General features: G+C 45.4%; 19 protein-coding genes. 3 read left to right on the top strand and 16 right to left on the bottom strand.

What is annotated here, in order from left to right; genetic code table 11:
• Nucleotides 1-86 precede the first annotated feature (86 nt).
• From ABDB91_RS00345 to ABDB91_RS00330, 4 genes are all read right to left on the bottom strand, one after another.
• Nucleotides 87-1,313, bottom strand: a complete 1,227-nt coding sequence (locus ABDB91_RS00345) for an MFS transporter (protein ID WP_347489574.1) — start codon at nt 1,311-1,313, stop codon at nt 87-89.
• A 171-nt stretch (nt 1,314-1,484) separates the two neighbouring features.
• Complete coding sequence (locus tag ABDB91_RS00340; RefSeq protein ID WP_347489573.1) at nt 1,485-2,993, bottom strand: long-chain-fatty-acid--CoA ligase; 1,509 nt, start codon at nt 2,991-2,993, stop codon at nt 1,485-1,487.
• 28 nt (nt 2,994-3,021) lie between these two features.
• Nucleotides 3,022-4,620: an acyl-CoA dehydrogenase family protein gene (locus ABDB91_RS00335; protein ID WP_347489572.1), complete on the bottom strand. Its 1,599-nt coding sequence runs from the start codon at nt 4,618-4,620 to the stop codon at nt 3,022-3,024.
• 456 nt (nt 4,621-5,076) lie between these two features.
• A complete protein-coding gene (locus ABDB91_RS00330) occupies nt 5,077-6,522 on the bottom strand; it encodes a DEAD/DEAH box helicase (protein WP_347489571.1) in 1,446 nt (481 codons plus the stop codon).
• Between the two features lie 166 nt (nt 6,523-6,688).
• Here ABDB91_RS00330 and ABDB91_RS00325 point away from each other — a divergent pair, with 166 nt between their 5' ends.
• Nucleotides 6,689-7,942 (top strand): NAD(P)/FAD-dependent oxidoreductase, encoded by a 1,254-nt coding sequence (locus ABDB91_RS00325; protein WP_347489570.1) that lies wholly within the window; start codon nt 6,689-6,691, stop codon nt 7,940-7,942.
• 254 nt (nt 7,943-8,196) lie between these two features.
• On the opposite strand, the gene ABDB91_RS00320 is transcribed toward ABDB91_RS00325, so the two are convergent.
• From ABDB91_RS00320 to ABDB91_RS00310, 3 genes are read right to left on the bottom strand one after another with little or no spacing between them, the layout of a single operon-like run.
• Nucleotides 8,197-9,504, bottom strand: a complete 1,308-nt coding sequence (locus ABDB91_RS00320; RefSeq protein WP_347489569.1) for a TRAP transporter large permease — start codon at nt 9,502-9,504, stop codon at nt 8,197-8,199.
• Complete coding sequence (locus tag ABDB91_RS00315; protein ID WP_347489568.1) at nt 9,501-10,061, bottom strand: TRAP transporter small permease; 561 nt, start codon at nt 10,059-10,061, stop codon at nt 9,501-9,503. The genes ABDB91_RS00320 and ABDB91_RS00315 overlap by 4 nt, the downstream gene beginning before the upstream one ends.
• 19 nt (nt 10,062-10,080) lie before the next feature.
• Nucleotides 10,081-11,163 carry a TRAP transporter substrate-binding protein gene (locus tag ABDB91_RS00310; protein ID WP_347489567.1) on the bottom strand — a complete coding sequence of 361 codons (1,083 nt, stop codon included), beginning with the start codon at nt 11,161-11,163 and terminating at the stop codon, nt 10,081-10,083.
• A gap of 476 nt (nt 11,164-11,639) precedes the next feature.
• On the opposite strand from ABDB91_RS00310, the gene ABDB91_RS00305 reads away from it, so the two are divergent.
• Nucleotides 11,640-12,527 carry a LysM peptidoglycan-binding domain-containing protein gene (locus ABDB91_RS00305; RefSeq protein ID WP_347489565.1) on the top strand — a complete coding sequence of 296 codons (888 nt, stop codon included), beginning with the start codon at nt 11,640-11,642 and terminating at the stop codon, nt 12,525-12,527.
• A gap of 177 nt (nt 12,528-12,704) precedes the next feature.
• Here ABDB91_RS00305 and ABDB91_RS00300 read toward each other — a convergent pair whose 3' ends face one another.
• From ABDB91_RS00300 to ABDB91_RS00290, 3 genes are all read right to left on the bottom strand, one after another.
• On the bottom strand, nt 12,705-12,902 hold the full coding sequence (locus ABDB91_RS00300; protein WP_347489563.1) for a cold-shock protein: 198 nt from the start codon (nt 12,900-12,902) through the stop codon (nt 12,705-12,707).
• A gap of 231 nt (nt 12,903-13,133) precedes the next feature.
• Nucleotides 13,134-13,973 (bottom strand): 1,4-dihydroxy-6-naphthoate synthase, encoded by an 840-nt coding sequence (locus tag ABDB91_RS00295; protein WP_347489562.1) that lies wholly within the window; start codon nt 13,971-13,973, stop codon nt 13,134-13,136.
• Nucleotides 13,970-14,662: a futalosine hydrolase gene (locus tag ABDB91_RS00290; protein WP_347489561.1), complete on the bottom strand. Its 693-nt coding sequence runs from the start codon at nt 14,660-14,662 to the stop codon at nt 13,970-13,972. Before ABDB91_RS00290 ends, ABDB91_RS00295 begins: the two co-directional genes overlap by 4 nt.
• Before the next feature lie 265 nt (nt 14,663-14,927).
• On the opposite strand from ABDB91_RS00290, the gene ABDB91_RS00285 reads away from it, so the two are divergent.
• A complete protein-coding gene (locus tag ABDB91_RS00285) occupies nt 14,928-15,590 on the top strand; it encodes a GntR family transcriptional regulator (protein ID WP_347489560.1) in 663 nt (220 codons plus the stop codon).
• Between the two features lie 3 nt (nt 15,591-15,593).
• Here the strand turns inward: ABDB91_RS00285 and ABDB91_RS00280 are convergent, their stop codons facing one another.
• From ABDB91_RS00280 to ABDB91_RS00255, 6 genes are all read right to left on the bottom strand, one after another.
• Nucleotides 15,594-15,770 (bottom strand): hypothetical protein, encoded by a 177-nt coding sequence (locus ABDB91_RS00280; protein WP_347489559.1) that lies wholly within the window; start codon nt 15,768-15,770, stop codon nt 15,594-15,596.
• A gap of 18 nt (nt 15,771-15,788) precedes the next feature.
• Nucleotides 15,789-16,544 (bottom strand): selenium cofactor biosynthesis protein YqeC, encoded by a 756-nt coding sequence (gene yqeC / locus ABDB91_RS00275; RefSeq protein WP_347489558.1) that lies wholly within the window; start codon nt 16,542-16,544, stop codon nt 15,789-15,791.
• A 23-nt stretch (nt 16,545-16,567) separates the two neighbouring features.
• The gene (locus ABDB91_RS00270) at nt 16,568-17,869 is read right to left on the bottom strand and encodes an MFS transporter (RefSeq protein ID WP_347489557.1); all 1,302 of its coding nucleotides are present in this window, start codon (nt 17,867-17,869) and stop codon (nt 16,568-16,570) included.
• 260 nt (nt 17,870-18,129) lie between these two features.
• Entirely contained in the window at nt 18,130-19,407 is a 1,278-nt protein-coding gene (locus ABDB91_RS00265) for a TRAP transporter large permease (protein WP_347489556.1), read from the bottom strand.
• A complete protein-coding gene (locus ABDB91_RS00260) occupies nt 19,401-19,889 on the bottom strand; it encodes a TRAP transporter small permease (RefSeq protein WP_347489555.1) in 489 nt (162 codons plus the stop codon). Before ABDB91_RS00260 ends, ABDB91_RS00265 begins: the two co-directional genes overlap by 7 nt.
• Nucleotides 19,890-19,971: 82 nt before the next feature.
• Nucleotides 19,972-21,027: a TRAP transporter substrate-binding protein gene (locus tag ABDB91_RS00255; RefSeq protein WP_347489554.1), complete on the bottom strand. Its 1,056-nt coding sequence runs from the start codon at nt 21,025-21,027 to the stop codon at nt 19,972-19,974.
• Between the last annotated feature and the right edge of the window lie 40 nt (nt 21,028-21,067).

The raw sequence follows: 21,067 nt of genomic DNA, 5'->3' as shown, positions 1-21,067 counted from the left end.
TACCGGGTTTTGTTCGGAACGTAAGCAATCTCATTCTTTATATCCGGCACGTTAGAACAGCGGCTTTAATCTCCGTTACTCCTGGTTTACCGGTCCGGTTTTTCAACCGGCTGACCGGCTTCCAGCATCGTCCTGCTGCCCAGCAGGAAAAAACCCTGGATAAAAAGCAACGCCCCGGTCCCTACGAGCAGCCATTCTATTTTTATGGAATCGGCCACCGGCCCGAACACCAGCATACCCAAGGGCATCATGGAACTGGCGATCATGCTGAACACGCCGAATATCCGGCCCATATAACTCTCCTCCACCTTCTCCTGAATTAAAACCATGGAGGGCGTATTGAAAAGCGGCATGGTCACGCCAATCGCACCCATGATAGCCAGGTAGATCCAAAAGACTGGTACCAGCCCCAGGGCGACGGTGCCGGCGCCGCTGACCAGTATTGACAGGGTCATGGTATGCACCCGGTTTTTAAAGCCGCCCCAGGCGGTCATGATTAAACCGCCCGCGATCATGCCGATGGAAAAGGTTATTTCAATTGCCGTAAGCCGCCAGACATCGCTGCCGAAACTGCGCGCCACCTGGAGCGGCGTTAAAAATGCCGCCGGCGCAATCAGGAAAAAGAAAAAAGTGCAAAAAATAAAGAACTGCTTAATGTAAGCATTATTTTTAATGTAGATAATGCCTTCGCGCATATCGCTGAAATAACCGAGGGGTTGCTTTTCCAACGCCTTGGCATGAACGGGCACCTGGAGGAACAGCAGCAACGCCAATACAGCGATAGCCGCTGTGACAACATCGATAAAAAATATGGCTTCAATACTGGCCACGGTAAGCAGCGCGCCACTGACCATGGGTGATACCAGCGCAACCGCGGCCTGGATGCTCCCCATAATCCCGTTTACCCTGGTAAGCTGCTTCTGGGGCACAATCTGCGGCAGAAAAGCTCCCACCGCCGGCGTTTGCACACCGGAGCCGGTGGCACGGACTGCGCCCATCAAAAAGAGCAGCCACAGCGCGTTGTAACCCATGAGAAACAGTACGGCCAAAAACAGGGTTGATAACGCAATTATAGAATCGGACAGCATAATAATCAGCTTCCGATTATAACGATCAGCCCAGACCCCGGCAAAGGGAGAAAGAAAAAAGGTGGGTAAAAACCCGCAAATAATATATATAGTCATCATCACGCCCGACTGCGTATTTAAGGTGATGTACCACAGGATCGCGTACTGTACAAGGGACGTGCCGAAAAGCGACAGGCTCTGGCCGGCCAGAAAGATTACCGTATTTCTTTTCCAATTATTATTCATATTTATTCCTAATCTAATTTGTTAACCGCGTTTATATTTTAGCATATTTATGACAGAGAACAAAGCCCGCAGGTATTGTTCCGCCCGGTTTCAAGGCCCACAGCCATTCCCCTGCAATTCAACTTCTCTTTCCGGGTTTTTCAGTATAATAGATTAATTATAAACTTGAAATCAACTAAACTGCTGTTTAAGGACATTTTTTAGTATTTTGCCTACTGCATTTCTCGGAAGAGTATCAACAAATCTTACCTCTTTGACACATTTATAACCGGCAAGGTTTTGTTTACAAATAGTTACTATATCCTGCACAGTTACATCTGTATCCGGTTTCTTAACAATATACGCTCTGGGAATCTCGCCCCACCTACTATCGGGGACACCCACAACCGCCACTTCAGCAACTGCCGGATGGGTGCTAATTACTGTCTCTAATTCAGCGGAATATATGTTTTCACCACCGCTAATTATCATATCCTTTAACCGGTCAATCACATAAACAAACCCATCTTCATCCTTTTTGCCAAGATCCCCTGAATGGTACCACTCACCGACCAATGCCTTTTCTGTAGCTTCAGGATTATTCCAATAGCCTTTAAAAACCTGGGGTCCACCGCAAAGTATCTCTCCAACCTCACCGGGGGACAGCTCCCGATCAGTTTCAGGGCTGATAATCTTGATGTCGCCGCAAAAGACAGGCTTGCCCATAGAAACGCTTTTCTCCAGTGGCATTTCGTGAGTCCAGAAGGCAACCGCACCGGAGTATTCGGTTATTCCGTATACCTGTTCAACTTTTATGCCTATTCCCAGGTAGGCTCTTATTAAGCTGTCCGGTACCGGCGCCCCTCCGCATATTATAGTTCGCAAAGCTTTCAAATTTAATTTTTCCACACCCGGAACTTTAAGCATGGCAAGCAACATCAAGGGGACAGACATCAAATTATTAATTTTCTCGTTTTCAATAATCGTCCAGGCGGACATGGGGTCAAAGTTAGGCATAAAAACTATTGTACAGCCTTTGTGAACGTTAGTTATCAGCGGGGCAAGACCACCAATATGGAAGAATGGCGCCACCGCAAGGAAACGGTCGCGATAGCGCCAGTCAATCGTATGGGAAAGGGCCACTGAAGCTGAGAAAAGATTATTGTGGGTTAACATGGCGCCTTTAGGTTTACCTGTAGTACCGGAAGTGTACATAATTACTGCCGTATCTTCACCCTTGCTCATTACCTCATCAGGTTCATAGGTGGATTGCCCGGATAGAACTTCCTCAAACTCAGGGTCCGGTCCCGCCCCTCCCGCTCTTAAAAACAGACGTATTGGTGTGGTTGAGCGTAATTTTTCTATCATTGGGCTAAACTCATCATCGTATAAAATCAAGAAAGCACCGCAATCGTTTATAATATAGGTTAACTCCTGAGCCTGTAAGCGCCAATTAAGCGGGATCACAATTGCGCCAATTTTAGCTGCTGCAAACAAAGCTGCAGCAAAGTAATGATTGTTTTTACACAAAACAGCTATACGTTCACCACGGGAAATTTTTTGTTCTTTCAAGTAAACGGCTAATTGGTTTACACGTTTATTGGTCTGGTCGTAGGTAAACCGATAATTTTCCCCCACAAATGCTTCAAGACCAGGTGAAAGATAGGCACGATTACTCATCAATCTACCAATATTTATCATAACTGCCCTCCCCCAACTTAATTAATTTCTACTCAATAACTTCTGCTAGTGCTTGTTGCTGGTATGTCCCAAAAAAATCATCACAGAAAGCTTCCCATTCTCCCGCGGCTTCCAAAGAATCGGCATCAGAGCCAGAGAGTACCGGAGCGTTCATTAAACGTTGCAGTTGTTCAGACAGCTCATTAACTGTATCTTTCGGGGCTTCCATTAAGGCTTCAACAACAAATGCTTTAGGGTCAAACCATGCTGAAGCCCTCTGAAGATCGCGATATATTTGGGTAAGCAATACATTTCTTGGGCCTTCCCATAATTCGTTTACTATAGCGTCTCTAAATAGCCGGGGCAGTGAGGAGAATTCCTCCATTACTCCGTGACCGCCAAAAACGCTCATTGCTTTACGTAGTACATCAACAGCCTCGCAGGATGCAGTTATTTTTTGCATTAAAATAAGTTCCCGAAGAATAAAACGCTGTTTTAGGACATTCAATGGCTCATTGGTCTTCAGTCCGGGGACAAGTTTGCGTCCTAGCTTAATGTACATGTCGTATAGCTTAAACGCACCAGCAATTGTCCTCTGCGAAGTATTCATCATGTCTCTGATCTGACGTGCCGCCAGCGGGAATTTATTAATTTTACTGCCAAATACATCACGGAATTCACTATACATTTTAGCTTCCCTTGCAGCGCGAAGCATAGCCGCACCGCTGGAGATCCCCACAGCTATACGTGACAAGGTAAGTACAATACCTACGGCATTAGCCACTCCCTTATCGATTGGGCCAATAGGATAAGCAACTGCTCCGTTGTAGTCAACTTCGGCTGTAGGTAATTCACAGGTACCCATTTTCCACTTAATTCTATTAATTGTATAGTCATTCCGATGTTCTTTTTCTTTATCCCCGGGCAGCCAGGCGGGCACTATAAATGTCCCGACCTTTTCATTGCCGGTTACTTTGGCTGTCACTACGGCATAATCCGCATGCATAGCCGAACAGAAGAACTTATTCCCATAAAGCTTGTAGTTATCTCCATCAGGTACCGCCGCCAGCAGGTTCGCGGGAATATCCGAACCACCCTGTATCTCGGACATAAACTGAGCCCCAATAGCAAATTCACCGTCAATTCCCTCTTTGCAATGCTGAAGGATTTTACCAAGTTCGGGAATACCGTGGTCAGGATAATGCTCGATTAAAGCAATTAGACCTTCAGTGCAAGCCAAAGGACACATAATACCGAATTCGCCGTTTTGATGAAGCAAAAAGCGCTTAATAAAACTTTCCCAAGGAGTTGTTCCGACAGAGAATAGTCCTTCAGAAAAGATTTCTTTTTCTAGTACCGAAGTCTCCATAGGACGTATTATGCGGTCAATACGGTGATTATGAGCGTCATAGTGCAGCATTTTAGGATGAACTTCGGGTCTTGCCATGTAGTCGGCCATGTTTCTCCAAGTGAATGATACTTTGGAAGAAAAGACCAGCAACTCCCGGTGCAGTTCACCCCATTCGTCACCAACATATTTCCGCACTAACCTCTGCAGAAAAACATCGTCCCGATAATAATCATAGCTATCCCTTCTTTTTAAAAAATCATCAAAATTGTACGAGTTGGGAAAACCATATAAAGTCAAGTCACCACACCCTTTCTGTTTAAGTTAACTGAATAGTTATCATATTTGAATAATAACAATACGCTTAACACTTGTCAACATAATTCATCATAGTAAACGATGTTTACACACAAGCCAAGCATATCCGAATGCCTCAACAACAAACGAAAACGGCCCTGCTTTGATTCGAACCGTATTTCAGTCGTTTGGTGCCATCGCTGACTGGGACAGTCCCACAAAAATTGTCGCAGCTGCAAAAGCGTCGACCACAGTAAAACTGCAGATTGGCTCCGGCACTGCAACCACCCCAAAATAGGTTGTTGCACAACGGGCTGAAGAGTCATAGTGCGGCAGCTTTTTATAAAAATACCGGATTGTTATCGGAATAATTAGCTGCATTTAGAAAAGGGAGCGTCGCTCACTACTCCAAGAAAGTAGTTTTGCGACACTCCCCTTTTTTCTGCATTTAATATGCATTTAATAGGACCGGCTGCTTGACCGCTTTTTCCCTCTAAAGCCCCCACCGCCCCCGGCGGCGCCCTTCTTACCCGATCCGCCGTAATAGCTCCTTTGACCGGTACGTATATTTTTATTCTTTTTAATCCTGAGCGGCATTTCTTCAGTCAACGCAACAGGGGTCTGATCAGGCTCCTTGGTAAGCACCTTTAAGGCCGCCGACAGCAACGTAACCGAATCGGTTTCTTCCAATAGCCCTTCGGCCAGCACCCGGTAATTCTCTATGTTTTCTTTTTCTACAGCCGCAAGCAATCTTTCCACTGCCATGCGCTGCTGCCCCTCAATAGCGTCTTTTAGCGTCGGCACGGGGCGGCGGGCTATTTTACCCCTGGTCATATTTTCAATTACCCTCAAGTGATGTATTTCCCTGGGCGTCACCAAAGTAATGGCCACACCCGTTTTACCGGCCCGCCCGGTACGGCCGACACGATGGACATAACCCTCCGGGTCCTGGGGAATGTCAAAATTATATATATGGGTTACCCCGGTAATGTCCAGCCCCCTGGCGGCCACATCAGTAGCCACCAGCATTTCGATCGCGCCTTCCTTAAACTGTCTCATCACCTGGTCCCGCCTGGCCTGGGATAAATCCCCGTGAATCCCTTCAGCCGAATAGCCACGTTTGTTCAATGCTTCAAACAGCTCGTCTACCCGGCGTTTAGTCCGGCCAAAAATAATAGCCCTGTCCGGCGACTGGGTATCCAGCAAGCGGCACAGCACATCAAATTTTTGTTTTTCGTGCACTTCGATGTAACCTTGCTCAATGTTCGGCACCGTTACCTGCCGGGATTCAACCCTGATAACCTCCGGGTTGTTCATGAAGCGGCCGGCCAGAGCCCGGATAGGGGCCGGCATCGTTGCGGAAAAAAGCATCGTCTGTCTTTCCTCCGGAATATCTTTAAGTATATTTTCAATGTCCTCAACAAATCCCATATTCAGCATTTCGTCCGCTTCATCCAAAACCACTATACCGACTTGATTCAGACGGATTGTTTTGCGCCTCATGTGATCCATTAAACGCCCGGGCGTGCCCACAATAATGTGAGGTCTTTTTTTAAGCGCTCTGATCTGGCGGTTAATATCCTGGCCCCCGTATATAGGCAATGTATTGATGCCCTTATATTGTCCGAGTTTATTTAATTCCTCAGCTACCTGGACGGCTAATTCACGGGTGGGGGCTAAAACAATACCTTGTATATATCCTCGCCCAACCTGTAAAATTTCCATCAGAGGTATACCAAAAGCCGCTGTTTTACCGGTGCCCGTATGTGCCTGACCGATGAGGTCCCGCCCTTGCAAGCCTACGGGAATGGCGCGCTCCTGTATAGGCGTCGCCTCCTCAAACCCCATATTATTAAGGGCCTTAATTAAAGGCTCGGTTAAACCAAAGTCATGAAATACCATCATAATTTTTCCCCTTTACTTGATCTATCATCTATAGCATACCCAAACCACAGTTACTATCATATCATAAATAAGCAATACCTTGGAAATATTTGCGTTTTAAGAATTTGTTTATTGGACTGTTTGTCTTTATAATATTACTTACTATACTCTATCCGGGGGCAAACAAATGGATTACGATTACGATTTAATAGTCGTTGGCGGCGGTCCGGCAGGTATGCTCGGCGCATCCACTGCGGCGGCCAAAGGGTTAAAAGTCGTCCTGCTTGAAAAGAACGACAAACTGGGCAAGAAACTGTTTATTACCGGAAAAGGCAGGTGCAATGTCACTAATAACGGAGACGCGGATGATTTTTTTCAAAATATCATCTCTAATCCCAAATTTCTGTACAGCGCCTTAAGATCCTTTGATAATCACCATCTTACGGCACTGCTGGCATCTTTGGGTGTCCAAACCAAAGTGGAACGCGGCAACCGGGTTTTCCCCGCCTCGGATAAGTCCAGCGATGTTATCAAAGCACTCCAAAAGCACCTGCAGATAAACAGTGTTCATGTAAAATTACATACTGAAGTCAAAGGAATACTCATAGACAATCACCGGGCAGCGGGTGTATTTATAAACAACGATAAAAAAATATCCGCGCCCAAAGTCATTATTGCCACGGGGGGCATGTCTTACAAACAAACGGGCTCCACCGGAGACGGCTACAAAATGGCACAGCGGCTGGGCCATTCCGTCATAGATCCCAAGCCGGCTTTAGTTCCCTTGGCAACCGGAGAAAAATGGGTCAAAGACCTGCAGGGTCTAACGTTAAAAAACGTGTCCGCAAAAGCTGTTATTAATAACAAAGTCCGTGCGGAACAATTTGGAGAAATGATTTTTACCCACTTTGGCGTATCCGGGCCAATTATTCTAAGCATCAGCAGCCTTATAAAACACTATATTCATACAGAAACCAATAATCCGGTGCTTTTAACCCTTGACCTTAAGCCGGCATTGACCAACGAGCAGCTGAATGCCCGCTTACAGAGAGATTTTAATAAATATAGCGGCAAACACTTAAAAAACGCCCTTGATGACTTACTGCCCCAAAGAATGATTGACATTGTATTACAATTGTCCGGCGTAGATATGCACAAGCAAGTAAACCGAATCAACAAAAAAGAGCGGGAGCAGCTGGCGCATACTTTAAAAAATGTTACTCTAACAGTCACGGGCACCCGCCCGCTGGATGAAGCCATTGTTACCAGCGGCGGTATTAATATTAAGGAAATCAACCCGTCAACCCTGGAGTCTAAAATTATTAACGGACTGTATTTTGCCGGAGAGGTAATTGATGTTGATGCCTTAACCGGAGGTTATAATTTACAAATCGCCTTCTCCACAGGATATCTAAGCGGTTTAAGCGCTGCTAAAGCATGATTAAAGCTGTTGCTTAAAACCAAAAGCAGGGAGCAGCCGCCCATAAGGCAGTTACTCCCCGAAAGATTATTATATGCAAGAGGGTTAACAATAGTACGATAGCATCAAGCAGCGCATACAAACAAACCATAAAATTCAACTTGCCTGTGCAACAATCATGTTTAATGCTGCGGCGCAAGTAATTTGGGGAGCGGGGCGAACCCATCTCAAAGTTCAATAAGCTATACTTTCCACTGCAATGTCAATGCTAAGATCTAAGCTATTAATCCGGGCAAAAAGGTGGCCAGCTGCGGAAAGGCAACCAGCAGGGCCAAACAAACTATAATCGCCCCCAAAAAAGGCCATACACCCTTATAAATCACTTCCAGGGGTATATCCGGCGCAACTCCCTTGATAATGTATACATTCATACCCACCGGAGGCGTAATTACCCCCATGGCCACGGTCATTACAATAATTACGCCGAACCAGATAGGATCGTAACCGAGAGTATTCACTGCAATGGGATAAAATATAGGTATGGTTAGCAGCACCAGGGCCAGCGCATCGATAAAACAGCCCAGCACCAGGTAGATAAATAATATTATGGCCATCACTGCAAAAGGAGGCAGGGGCAAGGCACCGGCCATTTGGGCCATTTCAAACGGCAGCCTGCTTACGGCCATCAGACGCCCGAAAATCATAGCCCCGGCGATAAGCAGCATAATCATGGCCGTAGTGCGCGTGGCGTCTAAAAGGGATTTGTTAAAACCCTCCCAACTGAGGCTTCTCTTAAAAAGGGCTACCCCCAAAACACCCGCGGCACCTACAGCGCCCGCTTCCGTGGGAGTAAACCAGCCGATAAAAAGCCCGCCCATGGATATGGAGAATATAACCAGAACTTCCCCCAGCCCACCGCGGAGCGCTACGGATCTTTCCCGCCAGGTTGCTTTTGGCCCGGCGGGACCCAGGCCGGGCCTGCGAAAAGTAATCACCGCGATGGTGGCCATATACAGCAGCATAAGAAGTATACCGGGCAGTATACCCGCTACAAATAAACTGCCTACCGACTGTTCCGTTGCCATACCGTAAATAATAAATATCACGCTGGGCGGAATCAGCACACCCAGCACACCGCCCGCGGCCACGCTGGCCGTGGCCAGTGAATCGTCATATTGATACTTTTTCATCTCCGGCAATGCAATGGCGCCAATAGTAGCCGCTGTGGCCGTATTGGAACCACAAATAGCCCCGAACACGCCGCATGCCGCCTGAGTGGCTATAGCCAGCCCACCCGGATAGTGGCCGATCAGCTTATACGCAAATACGTACATCCTGCTACCAATACCTGAATAAAAGGCCAGAAAGCCCATCCAAACAAACATGGCGATAACACCCAGCGAATAGGAAGCAAATGTGGCGTAAATTTCCTTGGCCACCATACTAAAGGCGGCAGACGGTGAAGTCAAACAACCGAATCCGACAAGGCCCACCAGAGCCATGGCAAAAGCAATGGGCATCCGCAAAACCAATAGGATAAAGAAAGCTATAATACTGATTATTCCAACTATCAATGCGCTCATTTATTTAATGCCGCCGCCTTTTGCATAGATTTCATCGCCTTAGTTTGAGGCGATGACAGGGTTGTTATAGATGGCTGCCACAACCTTTGCGCGGCCTCTACTGTCCTAACCAGCAATACCAGGGCAAGCACCGCCAGCCCAAAGGCAACCAGGTAAATAAAAGGATATAAAGGTAATTGAGAAGTAGGTGACACTATACCGCTGGCCGCCGTACTGCCGGCGTAGACACCGACCTGCCAGGCACAAAGACTCCAAAATAAGCAGGCCGCAGTGTTAATTATTAAATCAACCGGCCCTTGCAATTTTAAAGGCAGCCGGTCAAACACAAAGCTCACGGCAATATGGCCGTCCTGCACCGCACAGTAAGCCAGGGACAAGCCTATCGTCACCACCGTTAAAAAAACAACATATTCGTAAACCCCCAAAATGGGACGGCTGAATAAAGCTCTCAAAAATATATTGGCAACCGCCAGCAGCATGGCGGACACCATGCACAACCCGGCTATTTTATCAATAACGCGGCTCAAGCCCGTCACCATACCGGTAATTCTAACCACTTCCCATCACCCCCAGGTATTATTGGTATTCCTTATTGTATTTGTCAGCCAGCTCCAAAACGGTATCCATAATTTGCCGGCCCGCGAGCCCCTTGGCATCCATATCGGCTACAAATTCATCCTGAATGGGCCGCACAAGCTTTATCCAGCGATCGGTTTCCTCTTCAGTCAGTTTTATCTCCTGGACGCCCTGTTCTTCAACAGCCCACTTCATAGCGGCCTCGTTTTGCTTATCCCACAGGCCCATAGCCACTTCCGTAAAATATTTTTCATTTACTTTTTCAATGGCCGCCTGGTTTTCCGGAGACAATGAATTCCACTTATCCAGATTCATGGTTATAAAAAACAAGGTATTGTAAAGGAAAGGCGTCTTGGTTAAATATTTAGTCACCTCAGCATGCTTCCAACCCTTTAATACTTCAACCGGAGACAGATTGCCCTTAACAACTCCCTTGGATAAAGCTTCATAAGCATCGGACTGGGGCATCGCCACCGGATTGGCCCCCAGATCCTGAAGTGTTTGAGCGCTCAGACCCGTAGCCCTTATTTCCAGGCCTTGCAAGTCCTCCAGACGGCGTACCGGAACCTTGGTGAACAAATCTCCGGGGCCGGTGGTAAGCGCCATCATCATTTTGGTATCCTGAATTTCTTCCGGATTTATTTTTTTAATTCCCTCCCAGGCCACCTTGCTGGCCACCTTGGAATTATTATAGGTAACGCCGGGAAGCTCAAAAGTCTCCATGACCGGAAAACGTCCCCGGGTGTAGGAGAAACAAGACATGCCCATATCGGCAACACCGCTGACCACCCCGTCGTACACCTGATCCGCTTTAAGCAGCGTTTCGCCGGGATAGCTGGTTATCTTCACCTGGCCATTGGTAGCCTCTTCAATCGCTTGGGCCCAGGGCTGGATTAAATCTGTCTCTGCCGGATGAGTGCTGGGAAAGAAATGCGCCAGTTTAAGTTCAACAACCTGCCCCGTGCCTTTTTCGGGTGCGGCCGACGACCCACAACCGGCTAAAAGCACCATCATACCCAGCGTTAATATAGCCGGCAACTTTTGCTTCAACCTCCATATCACCTTACTGCCATACTTACTCAATTCCTTTGACCTCCTTTTTCTCTCTGGCAATAAAAAAAACCCCCGTAGGAGTTAAAAGAAGAGCGGGCCGCATCATCCCAACAGCGACATACCCCACATTAAAACCAGCGAGGCTGTCCGGGAAGCGCCTGAAACCTGCATCTACTTTACCTACCGTACTACTGTCCTACCCTTTTAAAAACAGCTTTAAAACAGCTATTATTACACACCATACCCGGTGTCGCTACCGTTAATTAATACCATTTTACCATACCACTCTAGTGCATCCGAGAAATGCAAATGTTTCTCCGGATATTAATGAAAATATATTCTGCTTTGACAATAAATTTCCTCCCACAATAAAAAATTTTTTTAAATTTCCAAATACAGAGGACAGAAGTAAACATAGTTAATTTTTTCACTACAATGGCAGGGATAATAATGCCGAATATTGAATGTTTTACTAAAGTAATGCTGCAAAAAAGGAGATACATTTAATGATTAAAATCAGAATGTTTCTGCCGGGCTTACTGCTATTGCTCTTGCTCAATGCCAACCCGGCTTGCGCCGCCGACTATAAAGTGGCGGAGGGAGACTCGCTATGGAAAATTTCCCAAAGCTATGGTATCAACATCGATAAGATAATGGAAATCAATAATTTAAAAGACGATCGCCTGACCGTCGGACAAGTTCTGAAGCTGGACAACACATCAAAAACAACAGCGGCTCAAGCACTGACAGCAAATCAAAAAGATAGCCGTACTCCTCCCGGCGCTTACATTGTACAGCCGGGAGACACACTCGGCGGCATAGCCCAGAGGTTTGGCACTACCGCCGAGGGTATCCGCAGGCTGAATAATATCCAAGGTGATTTGATTTATGCCGGGCAAACATTGTCCTTAAACGGCAGCAGCGTTTCCAGAGGTTCTGTCGAACGCCCTAAGAATGCGGAAGCACTGGGAGAAAGCAATTCATCCAGGCATGGCCGGCTGATTGATTGGTATAAAGAAGGAATAAACATATTAAAACCGGGCCTGAAGTTTACCGCTACCGATACTCGAACCGGCAAAACCATGCGTTTTGCTGTTCTGGGCGGCTCAGACCACTGCGATGTGGAGCCTTTAACCAAAGAAGACACCGATATCATGTTAAGCCTTTTCTCCGACTGGACCTGGACTCCCAGACCCGTATGTGTGCAAGCAGGCGGAAAAGCTATTGCCGCCTCCCTGTCCGGCATGCCTCATACAGATATCGAAAATATAACCGATAACAATGTAACCGGACACTTTGACATGTATTTGTTCAACAGTCAGCCTCACGGTTCCGGCATATCAAAATCCTATGTACAACAACATTGCGATGCCGTACTGCAAGCAGCTGATTAACCATCTAATGCTCATTTTCTCCAGATTCTACAAGCCAATGCTTGCAGAATCTTTTTTTGTCAGCTATCAAAATATGATTTTGCGCTTATGCTAAACTGATTATAAATAAAAAAGGGGCTTTCCATTTAGAAAGCAACCCTTCTTGCAATACATATTTTATTACCCTATACGGCCCGTTTAAAACTTTTGAACATTTGCGGCTTGGGGACCGCGATTGCCTTCTACTATGTCAAAAGTTACACTCTGGCCTTCATCCAGGGTTTTAAAGCCTTCACCTTGAATTGCGGAAAAATGAACGAATACATCGTTTCCTTCACTTGTCTCAATAAAACCGAACCCTTTATCGGAATTAAACCATTTTACTTTGCCTTCCATTTCTGAAACCTCCTTTACTGTAGAATAGATCAAAAAGCTTAAAACTTAAAACCTTGACCAAGCATTAAGAGGTCTCAAAAGCGGTTTACGTTCTCAACTTTTTAACACGTTTGTAATAATATCATGGTTTTGCAAAAATAGCAAACTAAATTATAAATTTACCGTGATGTTCTAAATAGCGCAACCTTTATAAAGCTTCACTTTCGGAGTCTAAACTACCCGACCTTCATGCTAAGTTAATGCCGCTGAATCAATCCCTGGAACCAACCCTGCCCGCGCGGCCCGGCCAAGCAGGGTATTTACCGCATTATACCCCGTATCGCCCAGATTTTCGGTGAACTCATTCACGTAAAGGTTAATATGTGCTTTAGCTACATCCGGCGATAATTCTTGGGCATGGCTCAGCACATACTCTTGCGACGTCTCCGGATGTACCCGGGCATACCGGACCGATGCCCTAATCCACTCGGCGACCGCCGTAAGATCCAATGAACGCCGGGCAATAATCGCGCCCAACGGAATAGGCAAGCTAGTATCGGATTCCCACCAACTGCCCAGGTCCGCCAGCATAGTTAACCCGTAGTAAGGATAAGTAAAGCGCGCCTCGTGAATTACCAGCCCCGCATCAACCAGACCGCCGCGTACAGCCGGCATTATTTCATAAAACGGTAAGATTACAATATCGCCCACGCCTCCCGGCACATTTTGGTCCGCCCATAGCCGAAACAGCAGGTAAGCGGTTGATCGCTCACCGGGCACCGCCACCCGCTTACCGGCCAATACAGCCGGTTTGCCGGCAGCGACCGCCCTACCGGACACAAGCACCAGCGGCCCGCATCCCCTGCCCAGCGCACCCCCGCATGGCAGCAGCGCATACTCGGACAATACCCATGGCAGTGCCGCGTAAGATACTTTCAGCACCTCCGGTCCATTGCAGTCAGCCGCCAGGCTGTTGGTGATGTCAATATCCGCGTAAGTGACATCAAGCTTGGGTGCGCCAGGTATCAGACCATGTACCCAAGCGTGAAATATAAACGTATCGTTGGGACAGGGAGAAAAAGCAATTTTCATAGCAACATCCCCTTCAATACCAGGCCGGCATCCTCCAGGACACCCAGCGCCTCTTTGATACGCCAGGCAGCACGGTCCCGTGGACCCACCAGATTTGATATAGCGCGAAGTTCAAGAACCGGCACACCCTGTTCATGAGCGGCAACAGCCACACCATAACCCTCCATCGCCTCGGCGGTGGCCCCCGGCACCCGCTTAGCCAATTCAGCGGCACTATCAAGCGTACCCGTCACTGTCGATACAGTAAGCACCGGGCCGATTTGGACCGGCAGCCCCGCCGCCAGCAGCGCCTCCGCCATATCTTGCACCAGGCCGGGATTAACCTGAATGCAAGTGGCGCCAAGACCTAATTCATCCAAACAGCTAAAACCCTCGGAAGTTTCCACACCCAGGTCCGCGGCGACAATCTTATCGGCCAGCACGAGCGAACCCACTTCAGCCCTGCCGGGAAATCCACCGCCAATACCGGCGCTCACAACAAGGCCGTATTGGGTGTTAACCAGCATCTTCGCCGTGCTGACGGCAACCGCTACCGAACCGACACCCGCCGCCAGCACGTCAAACCCTTTATCGCTATTCCCATCCCGGCGCAACCCACATAACACCGCTTCCATCTCTGCCTGAACAGCGGTCACTATAAGCACACGTTTTCCCGATTCCCGTTTATATACATTTAATACCGTATTCATATGTGTATTATAATCTATCTGTAAAGCTCAATAATATGGAAAATCAGGTGGATATCGTTTTAAATTATAAAAAATAATTGCCAAGTTCCATTTTTTATTATATTATATATAACATATTGTATTATGGTTTTTGTTGCTTTTACTGACCTCATTTATAATGCATTAACCATAAGGCACTGTTTTATCTTTGACGTTACACGTTATTTGAATTTTCTCATTAAACCAATCAACACCATTATTAGAATTATCGGGTAGGAGTAAACATATGGAAAATAACAAACCCAGGCGCAAAGCACAGGTAAGGCTCTTAAAAGAACAAGCTTACGAAATCATTAAAGAAGGTATAATTAACGCATTTTACAAGCCAGGCGATGAACTTAGAGAAACATCTCTCTCCGAAGAAATCGGCATGAGTAAAACGCCAATCAGAGAAGCGCTAATTCAGTTGGAAAACGAAGGATTTGTTCAAATCAGGCCGTTTAAAGGAGCCATAGTAACTGATATATCCATTGAGGATGTTGTCAAGCTCTATGAATTCCGTGAAATAATTGAAAAATTTGCTGTCGAAACAGCAACGTATAGTTTCACTGAAGACGAATTAAAATATTTGGAAAAGCAAATCCAATTAATGGAGCTTGCCTTGGAAGATGAGGCCTTCAATGAATATGATGTTGCGCACAACAACTTCCATTATCTAATTGTTTCGAAAACCCAAAATAAATGGATCAACAAAGCCCTGGCCAATATGGAAGACTACGTAAAAAGAGTTAGAAATATCATTATGAAAAATGAGCCTATTAATTTTATCGGGGATTATAAACAACTATTAAAAGCATTTGAAAATAAAAACGCCCGGGCGGCGGGTAAAATTATTGAAAAACATTTAACCAAGGTTGTAGAAATCTATAAAAAATCCAAAACAGTGTAAAATTTAGCTTAGCGGCATAAACGCTCCGGCCGCACTTTGATTCACCCGCTCGCTGCCTGCCTTATCAAATCCCAAGACTCCCACTTCTATAGTGGGAGTTCCTACTTTTAAGCAGAATCCCATCTCCGGTTCTAAAGCCCCGCTGTTCAGCTTTAGCTGAACGAGTTCACTGCATTTCATTCTCCAATACAATGATTTTTATTTAATACAGCATATAGATGAGTTGGCTTTAGCAGCACCGATAACCACTTTCTTCACCCCCCTGCTTATTAAAAGCTTAGCGGTTTTTTTTGCTTTGATCTCATCCGTTTGACTTTCCACCTTATTAATAAACGGTATCCACCTGGCATTTATGGGGACACTCTTTTTATAACCCAGGGGATGTAACATTATATCTACAATAGTTTCTTCATTTACAACTTCCCCATATTCAAGACCCGTTAAAGACTTAATTTGATCAATGGCATAAAAATACTTTTCTACAAGTGCTTTACCAATACAGTCTACTCCCACAACAACAATAACTACTGTAGCGATTTCGGGCACAACCGGTTCATTAACACGAGGTGCTTTAAAGGGTCGCCCCTTGGATCCATCACCTTCAATCAGCAGATAGTCCGGAGCACTTAATCCATGCAATGCCCTAACTTCCGGCGCGGAAATGCCCAATAACTTATTTTCCCGATTAATGTCTTTACCGACATAGATTAAACCATATTCATTAAAAGAACGCTCTATGGTGTCTATAAATACCTCATCCTTATCTGTCAGCACCAGCAAATGCGGCCCTCCATTGGTGGGAGCAAAAATCTTTGTAGTGGTTGTAATAATAACCTTACCACCGGCAGCCAATAACTCTTCGGCCATTTTCTCAATAATAGTTGTTTTACCGCCCCCCCCAACTACTACAACCACATCACCTCTTTTTACGCCTACGGCTTCCCTTATTTGCATTAGATCAACAACCTCTTATCTTATTAATTAATATTCTTAATATTCGCGGTATAATCCTTACTATATCGCTTATCCTCAATAGTTAATATTGAACCTGCAATAGCAATTAGCGCAGCAATAGAAAATATTATTGCAATATCATAACCACCGGTAAGATCATATAATACTCCCGGCAAGTATGACCCCACAGCCGCCCCAAACTGATGACTGGCGGATATTATACCAATAACGACACCAATGGAGAATTTACCGAACAATTTAGCACACAATGAACTCATTATAGCGACGGGTGCCATATCGGTGATGCCGAATAAACAAACAAAAAGGATAAGCTGGTGTATATTGTTCGCCGGAAGAAATAATAAAATCAATAAAGAAAAGACCCTGCAGGTGTAAAGAGCGGCTAAAAGCCTGGTCCGACTAAAATAATCCGATGCATGACCGGCGGCAATTGTACCTATAATATTAAAAATTGCCAGTAAACTAATACTGAACGCAATAACGTTACCGTTAAAATTATTACCTTCCAAATAGGGAATCAAATGAGTATTAACCACTCCCAAATCCGTGAATCCACAAAAGAAATGAGGCACCAGCAGCGCCCAAAAAATAGGCTTTTTAAACAGATTGAAAGCATTCTCCTGATCATTTATCGGACGGACTGTTTCTTCTTCTTGGTTGCAACACTTGTTTTGATTTACAATACCCTCCTGTTGAGCATCCGACCCATAGGGCCGCAGGCCTATATCTTCAGGCTTGGACCTGATAAAAAGAAAAGTCAGGGGGGTGATTACAAATAAAACAGCCGCGCCAAAAGTAAGAAACGTTACTTGCCACTGCCAGTTGTCTACCATATAAATGGATAGCGGAACAATAATCATTTGCCCTACCGCCATTCCCGAGGTAACAAAACCCAAAGCAAAACCCTGTCTCTTCTGAAACCAATGTATGACAATCGCGGAGGCAATAACATTGGATGCACCGGCATAACCAATAGATATCATAATTCCATAGATTAAAGCAAGAACCCATATATTATTTAACCACTGTATTATTATTAGACTAAGACCAATAATAGCCAGGCTTAGCGTTAATACCGGCCTGGCCCCCCAATCATCGGTTAAACGCCCGAAGATAGGTTGGAAAAGACCATAAACCAACAGCCCTATGGCAGAAATTAATGAAAGAGTGCCCCTGCTGACATTATACTCCAGTTCCCAGGAGGTTAAAAAAGCGCCAAATGACAAGCGTATCCCCAATGAAATTATTAGAGCTAAAAAGCACAGAAACAGAACTATCCAACCATAAAAAAATTTCTTTGTCAATATAATCATCTCCCTTTTAGCAAACCAATTCCGCCGCACTTTATTTTTCAACCCTATTCCTTAAAAGCTTACTAAGATTAAAGCCGCAATCTCCAACATTATTACAAATAAAAATACAACCCAAAAGGAAGATGTTAAATCCACTAAACATAAAATAACCACCTCCTTCCCTTTTAACTGAAGCAAGGAAAGGAGGTGTATCCAACTCATCGCTTATTGTCCATGACAGGCAACTTTTATTGCAGTAACTACCTAAATGCCTAATTACCGTATATCCGGTGCGGTATCCACAGGGACAATTCGGGAACATAGGTTACTACAAGCAAAGCAAATATACTGATTATAATAAAAGGAACCACGGACCAGGCAATTTTATTAAAAGGTTCCTTATATGTGGCCATGCCGACAAAGATATTCAATCCGAATGGCGGGCTAAACATACCAATGGCGCCATTCATAGTGAATATAATTCCCAAATGTATAAGATCCAAACCGATTACGTGAGCAATTGGCACAAAAAGCGGGGCCAGCAATAGGGTAAAAGGCACGGCATCCATAAACATGCCGGCAATTAACAGCATTATATTCATTATTGTCAATACTGCCCATGGCAGGGATAAAAATGGTTCTATGGCTTGCTGCAAAATCAATTGAGTTTGGTTTACAGTAAGGATCCAGGAAAGCACCGATGCCGCAGCTACCAAAATCATGACTTGCGCCGTAGTTAATGCAGAGCTTATACAAACTTGCAACGCGCTTTTATAATCTAATTCTTTATAGACAAACAACCCGACTATTAATGCATAAACAGCTGCCACAGTTGCGGATTCCGTCGGCGTAAATACACCGGCGTAAATCCCTCCGATGATAATTATAGGTACGCCCATCGCCCAGGAAGAATCCTTTATAGCGATCCACACCTGCCCCGGCGGAACATGAACAGTTGACCGTATATCGTTTTTCCGCGCATACCAGACGGAATATGCCATTATACACAATCCCATAAATATACCCGGGCCAATGCCGGCCATAAACAACTCACCAACCGAAGTGCCGGTTGTGGCCGCGTAAACTATCATGGTAATACTGGGCGGAATAATAATAGCCAGCGAAGAAGCCGATGTCACCAGCCCCATGGAAAATTTCTTACCATAGCCGTTTTCCAGTAAGGCGGGATAAGTTATACTGCCAATGGCCACAACAGTCGCCGGGGCCGAACCTGAAAGAGCGCCAAATAATAAGCAGGCCAGCGTGCTGCCAATTGCCGTACCTCCGTAAAAACGTCCCACTAAAACATTGGCAAGCGCCAGTATTCTACGTGACATACCGCCTTTTCCCATAATATTGGCAGCCAAAATAAAGAAAGGTATGGCCATTAAAGAAAATCTATCGATTCCGCCAAACATCCTTTGCATAAATAAGAGCGGCGGAATGTCTTTAATAACAATAGCTACTAATGATGGACCCGCTAAGGCAACGTATATGGGGATACCTACCGCAAGCATAATACCTAAAAGACTGATCAGCACACCTAGCATTTAGCCTCACCCCCCTCTTCCCTGGCAAAACTCGCCTCCAAATATTCCAGGGCCATAAGAATACTGCCCAGGGGTAAAGCCGCATACGGTATATACATGGGGATCATCATCGCCGGGCTTACCTGCATGGACGAATAGACATGTATGGTAATTTCAATACCCAAATAGGCAATAATCAAAGAAAAAACAACGCATATCAAATTAGTTGCAATAACAAAGAAACGCTTCATTGAACCCTTAAGCTGAGTAACAAAGGCATCCATGCTTATCATCATGCCCTCACGTACACAAACTACCGCTCCTAAAAAAGTTACCCAGATAAGTGTATATGTAGTCAGTTCCTCAGCCCACTTCAATGAAAATCCAAAAATATAGCGGCCAATCACATTAAAGCACAATATGAGTGTAATTAATAATATAGCGTACCCAATAGCAGGCTTTATGCACTTTTCCACTCCCCGGTTAATTTTTGCTAATAACATATTTACCTCCGATAAATACGCGCCTGAGATTATGTTCCGTTACCCAGCGATTATATTAAAACCGCCGGGTAACATTATATTTTTACTTGGCGCTTACTTCAGCAATCTTCTCATCCAGCTGCTGCAGCAATTGTTTACCTTCATCATCAATAATGTTCATCAACTTGGCACGGGTAGGCTCTTTAACCTTGTCGGCATAAGCCTGACGGGTCTGTTCGTCCAGCTCAACTACGGTTAAGCCTGCTTCTTTCATAGCAGGTATAAATTCCTCAACTTCCATCTTGCGCTGTTTATCACGCAGCCATACGGCGGATTCTTTAGCCGCAGTTCTGACAGCCTCCTGATAATCGGCGGGCAAAGCATTAAACCAATCTTTGTTAAAGGCCACTACCAGCGGCAGATAACCATGATCCGATATAGCCATGTATTTTTGCACTTCATAGAATTTCATCTCATAGATACTGGGTATCGGGTTTTCCTGACCATCAACCACACCTTGCTGCAGTGCATTGTATAATTCACTAAAGTTAATAGGAATAGCACCGGCCCCAAGGGCTTGGAATTGGGATATAAGCACGGGGTTTTCCATGACACGAATCTTTTTGCCTTTAAATGACTCGGGACCCTCAATCTTAAAGCTGCCGGTCAGCTGCTTAAATCCGCTTTCCCACCAGGCCACACCTTCCAAGCCATTATCTTCAAGGGTCTTAAGCAACGCGTCTCCGACCTCGCTGTCTACCACTTCATAACAGACTTCTCTGCTGGGGAAAAGGAAAGGCAGGTCAAGAATACTCATATTAGGTTCAAAACCGGTAAAGTTTGAACTTGGCAGTATAACCGCTTCCTCCCCACCCATTTGGGTGGCTTCAATCATTTCCCGGGCCGAGCCCAGCTGCTCGGACGGATAGATAGTAATTTCCACTTTATTATCCGTTGCTTCCGCTACTTTTTCTTTAAACAGTTTCATAGCTTCCATCTTAGGTGAGTCAACCGGCTCTACTGTCCCTAATTTAGCGGTATAAGTCTTACCATCATCACCGGCTTTTTTATCCGCCGGTTCCTGGCCGCCACCGCATCCCGCAAGCGCAAATACACTAATTATTAAACAAGTTAACCAAAAAATAGCCTTTTTCTTCATAAATTCAGCCCCCCAAGTAGTTTTTTTTATTTTGCCAACA

It is taken from the genome of Desulfoscipio sp. XC116 (assembly GCF_039851975.1).
GTDB lineage: Bacteria > Bacillota > Desulfotomaculia > Desulfotomaculales > Desulfallaceae > Sporotomaculum.
Note: the sequence above shows the minus strand (reverse complement) of the source record. Positions and strands in the feature narration are given on the sequence as shown.

What these genes read in the sequence shown, in the direction of transcription:
- ABDB91_RS00320 (WP_347489569.1), bottom strand. Translation starts at nt 9,504, where the DNA reads ATGAGCGCATTGATAGTTGGAATAATCAGTATTATAGCTTTCTTTATC.
- ABDB91_RS00340 (WP_347489573.1), bottom strand. Translation starts at nt 2,993, where the DNA reads ATGATAAATATTGGTAGATTGATGAGTAATCGTGCCTATCTTTCACCT.
- ABDB91_RS00255 (WP_347489554.1), bottom strand. Translation starts at nt 21,027, where the DNA reads ATGAAGAAAAAGGCTATTTTTTGGTTAACTTGTTTAATAATTAGTGTA.
- ABDB91_RS00345 (WP_347489574.1), bottom strand. Translation starts at nt 1,313, where the DNA reads ATGAATAATAATTGGAAAAGAAATACGGTAATCTTTCTGGCCGGCCAG.
- ABDB91_RS00280 (WP_347489559.1), bottom strand. Translation starts at nt 15,770, where the DNA reads ATGAAATGCAGTGAACTCGTTCAGCTAAAGCTGAACAGCGGGGCTTTA.
- ABDB91_RS00305 (WP_347489565.1), top strand. Translation starts at nt 11,640, where the DNA reads ATGATTAAAATCAGAATGTTTCTGCCGGGCTTACTGCTATTGCTCTTG.
- ABDB91_RS00300 (WP_347489563.1), bottom strand. Translation starts at nt 12,902, where the DNA reads ATGGAAGGCAAAGTAAAATGGTTTAATTCCGATAAAGGGTTCGGTTTT.
- ABDB91_RS00260 (WP_347489555.1), bottom strand. Translation starts at nt 19,889, where the DNA reads ATGTTATTAGCAAAAATTAACCGGGGAGTGGAAAAGTGCATAAAGCCT.
- yqeC (WP_347489558.1), bottom strand. Translation starts at nt 16,544, where the DNA reads ATGCAAATAAGGGAAGCCGTAGGCGTAAAAAGAGGTGATGTGGTTGTA.
- ABDB91_RS00295 (WP_347489562.1), bottom strand. Translation starts at nt 13,973, where the DNA reads ATGAAAATTGCTTTTTCTCCCTGTCCCAACGATACGTTTATATTTCAC.
- ABDB91_RS00285 (WP_347489560.1), top strand. Translation starts at nt 14,928, where the DNA reads ATGGAAAATAACAAACCCAGGCGCAAAGCACAGGTAAGGCTCTTAAAA.
- ABDB91_RS00265 (WP_347489556.1), bottom strand. Translation starts at nt 19,407, where the DNA reads ATGCTAGGTGTGCTGATCAGTCTTTTAGGTATTATGCTTGCGGTAGGT.
- ABDB91_RS00290 (WP_347489561.1), bottom strand. Translation starts at nt 14,662, where the DNA reads ATGAATACGGTATTAAATGTATATAAACGGGAATCGGGAAAACGTGTG.
- ABDB91_RS00330 (WP_347489571.1), bottom strand. Translation starts at nt 6,522, where the DNA reads ATGATGGTATTTCATGACTTTGGTTTAACCGAGCCTTTAATTAAGGCC.
- ABDB91_RS00325 (WP_347489570.1), top strand. Translation starts at nt 6,689, where the DNA reads ATGGATTACGATTACGATTTAATAGTCGTTGGCGGCGGTCCGGCAGGT.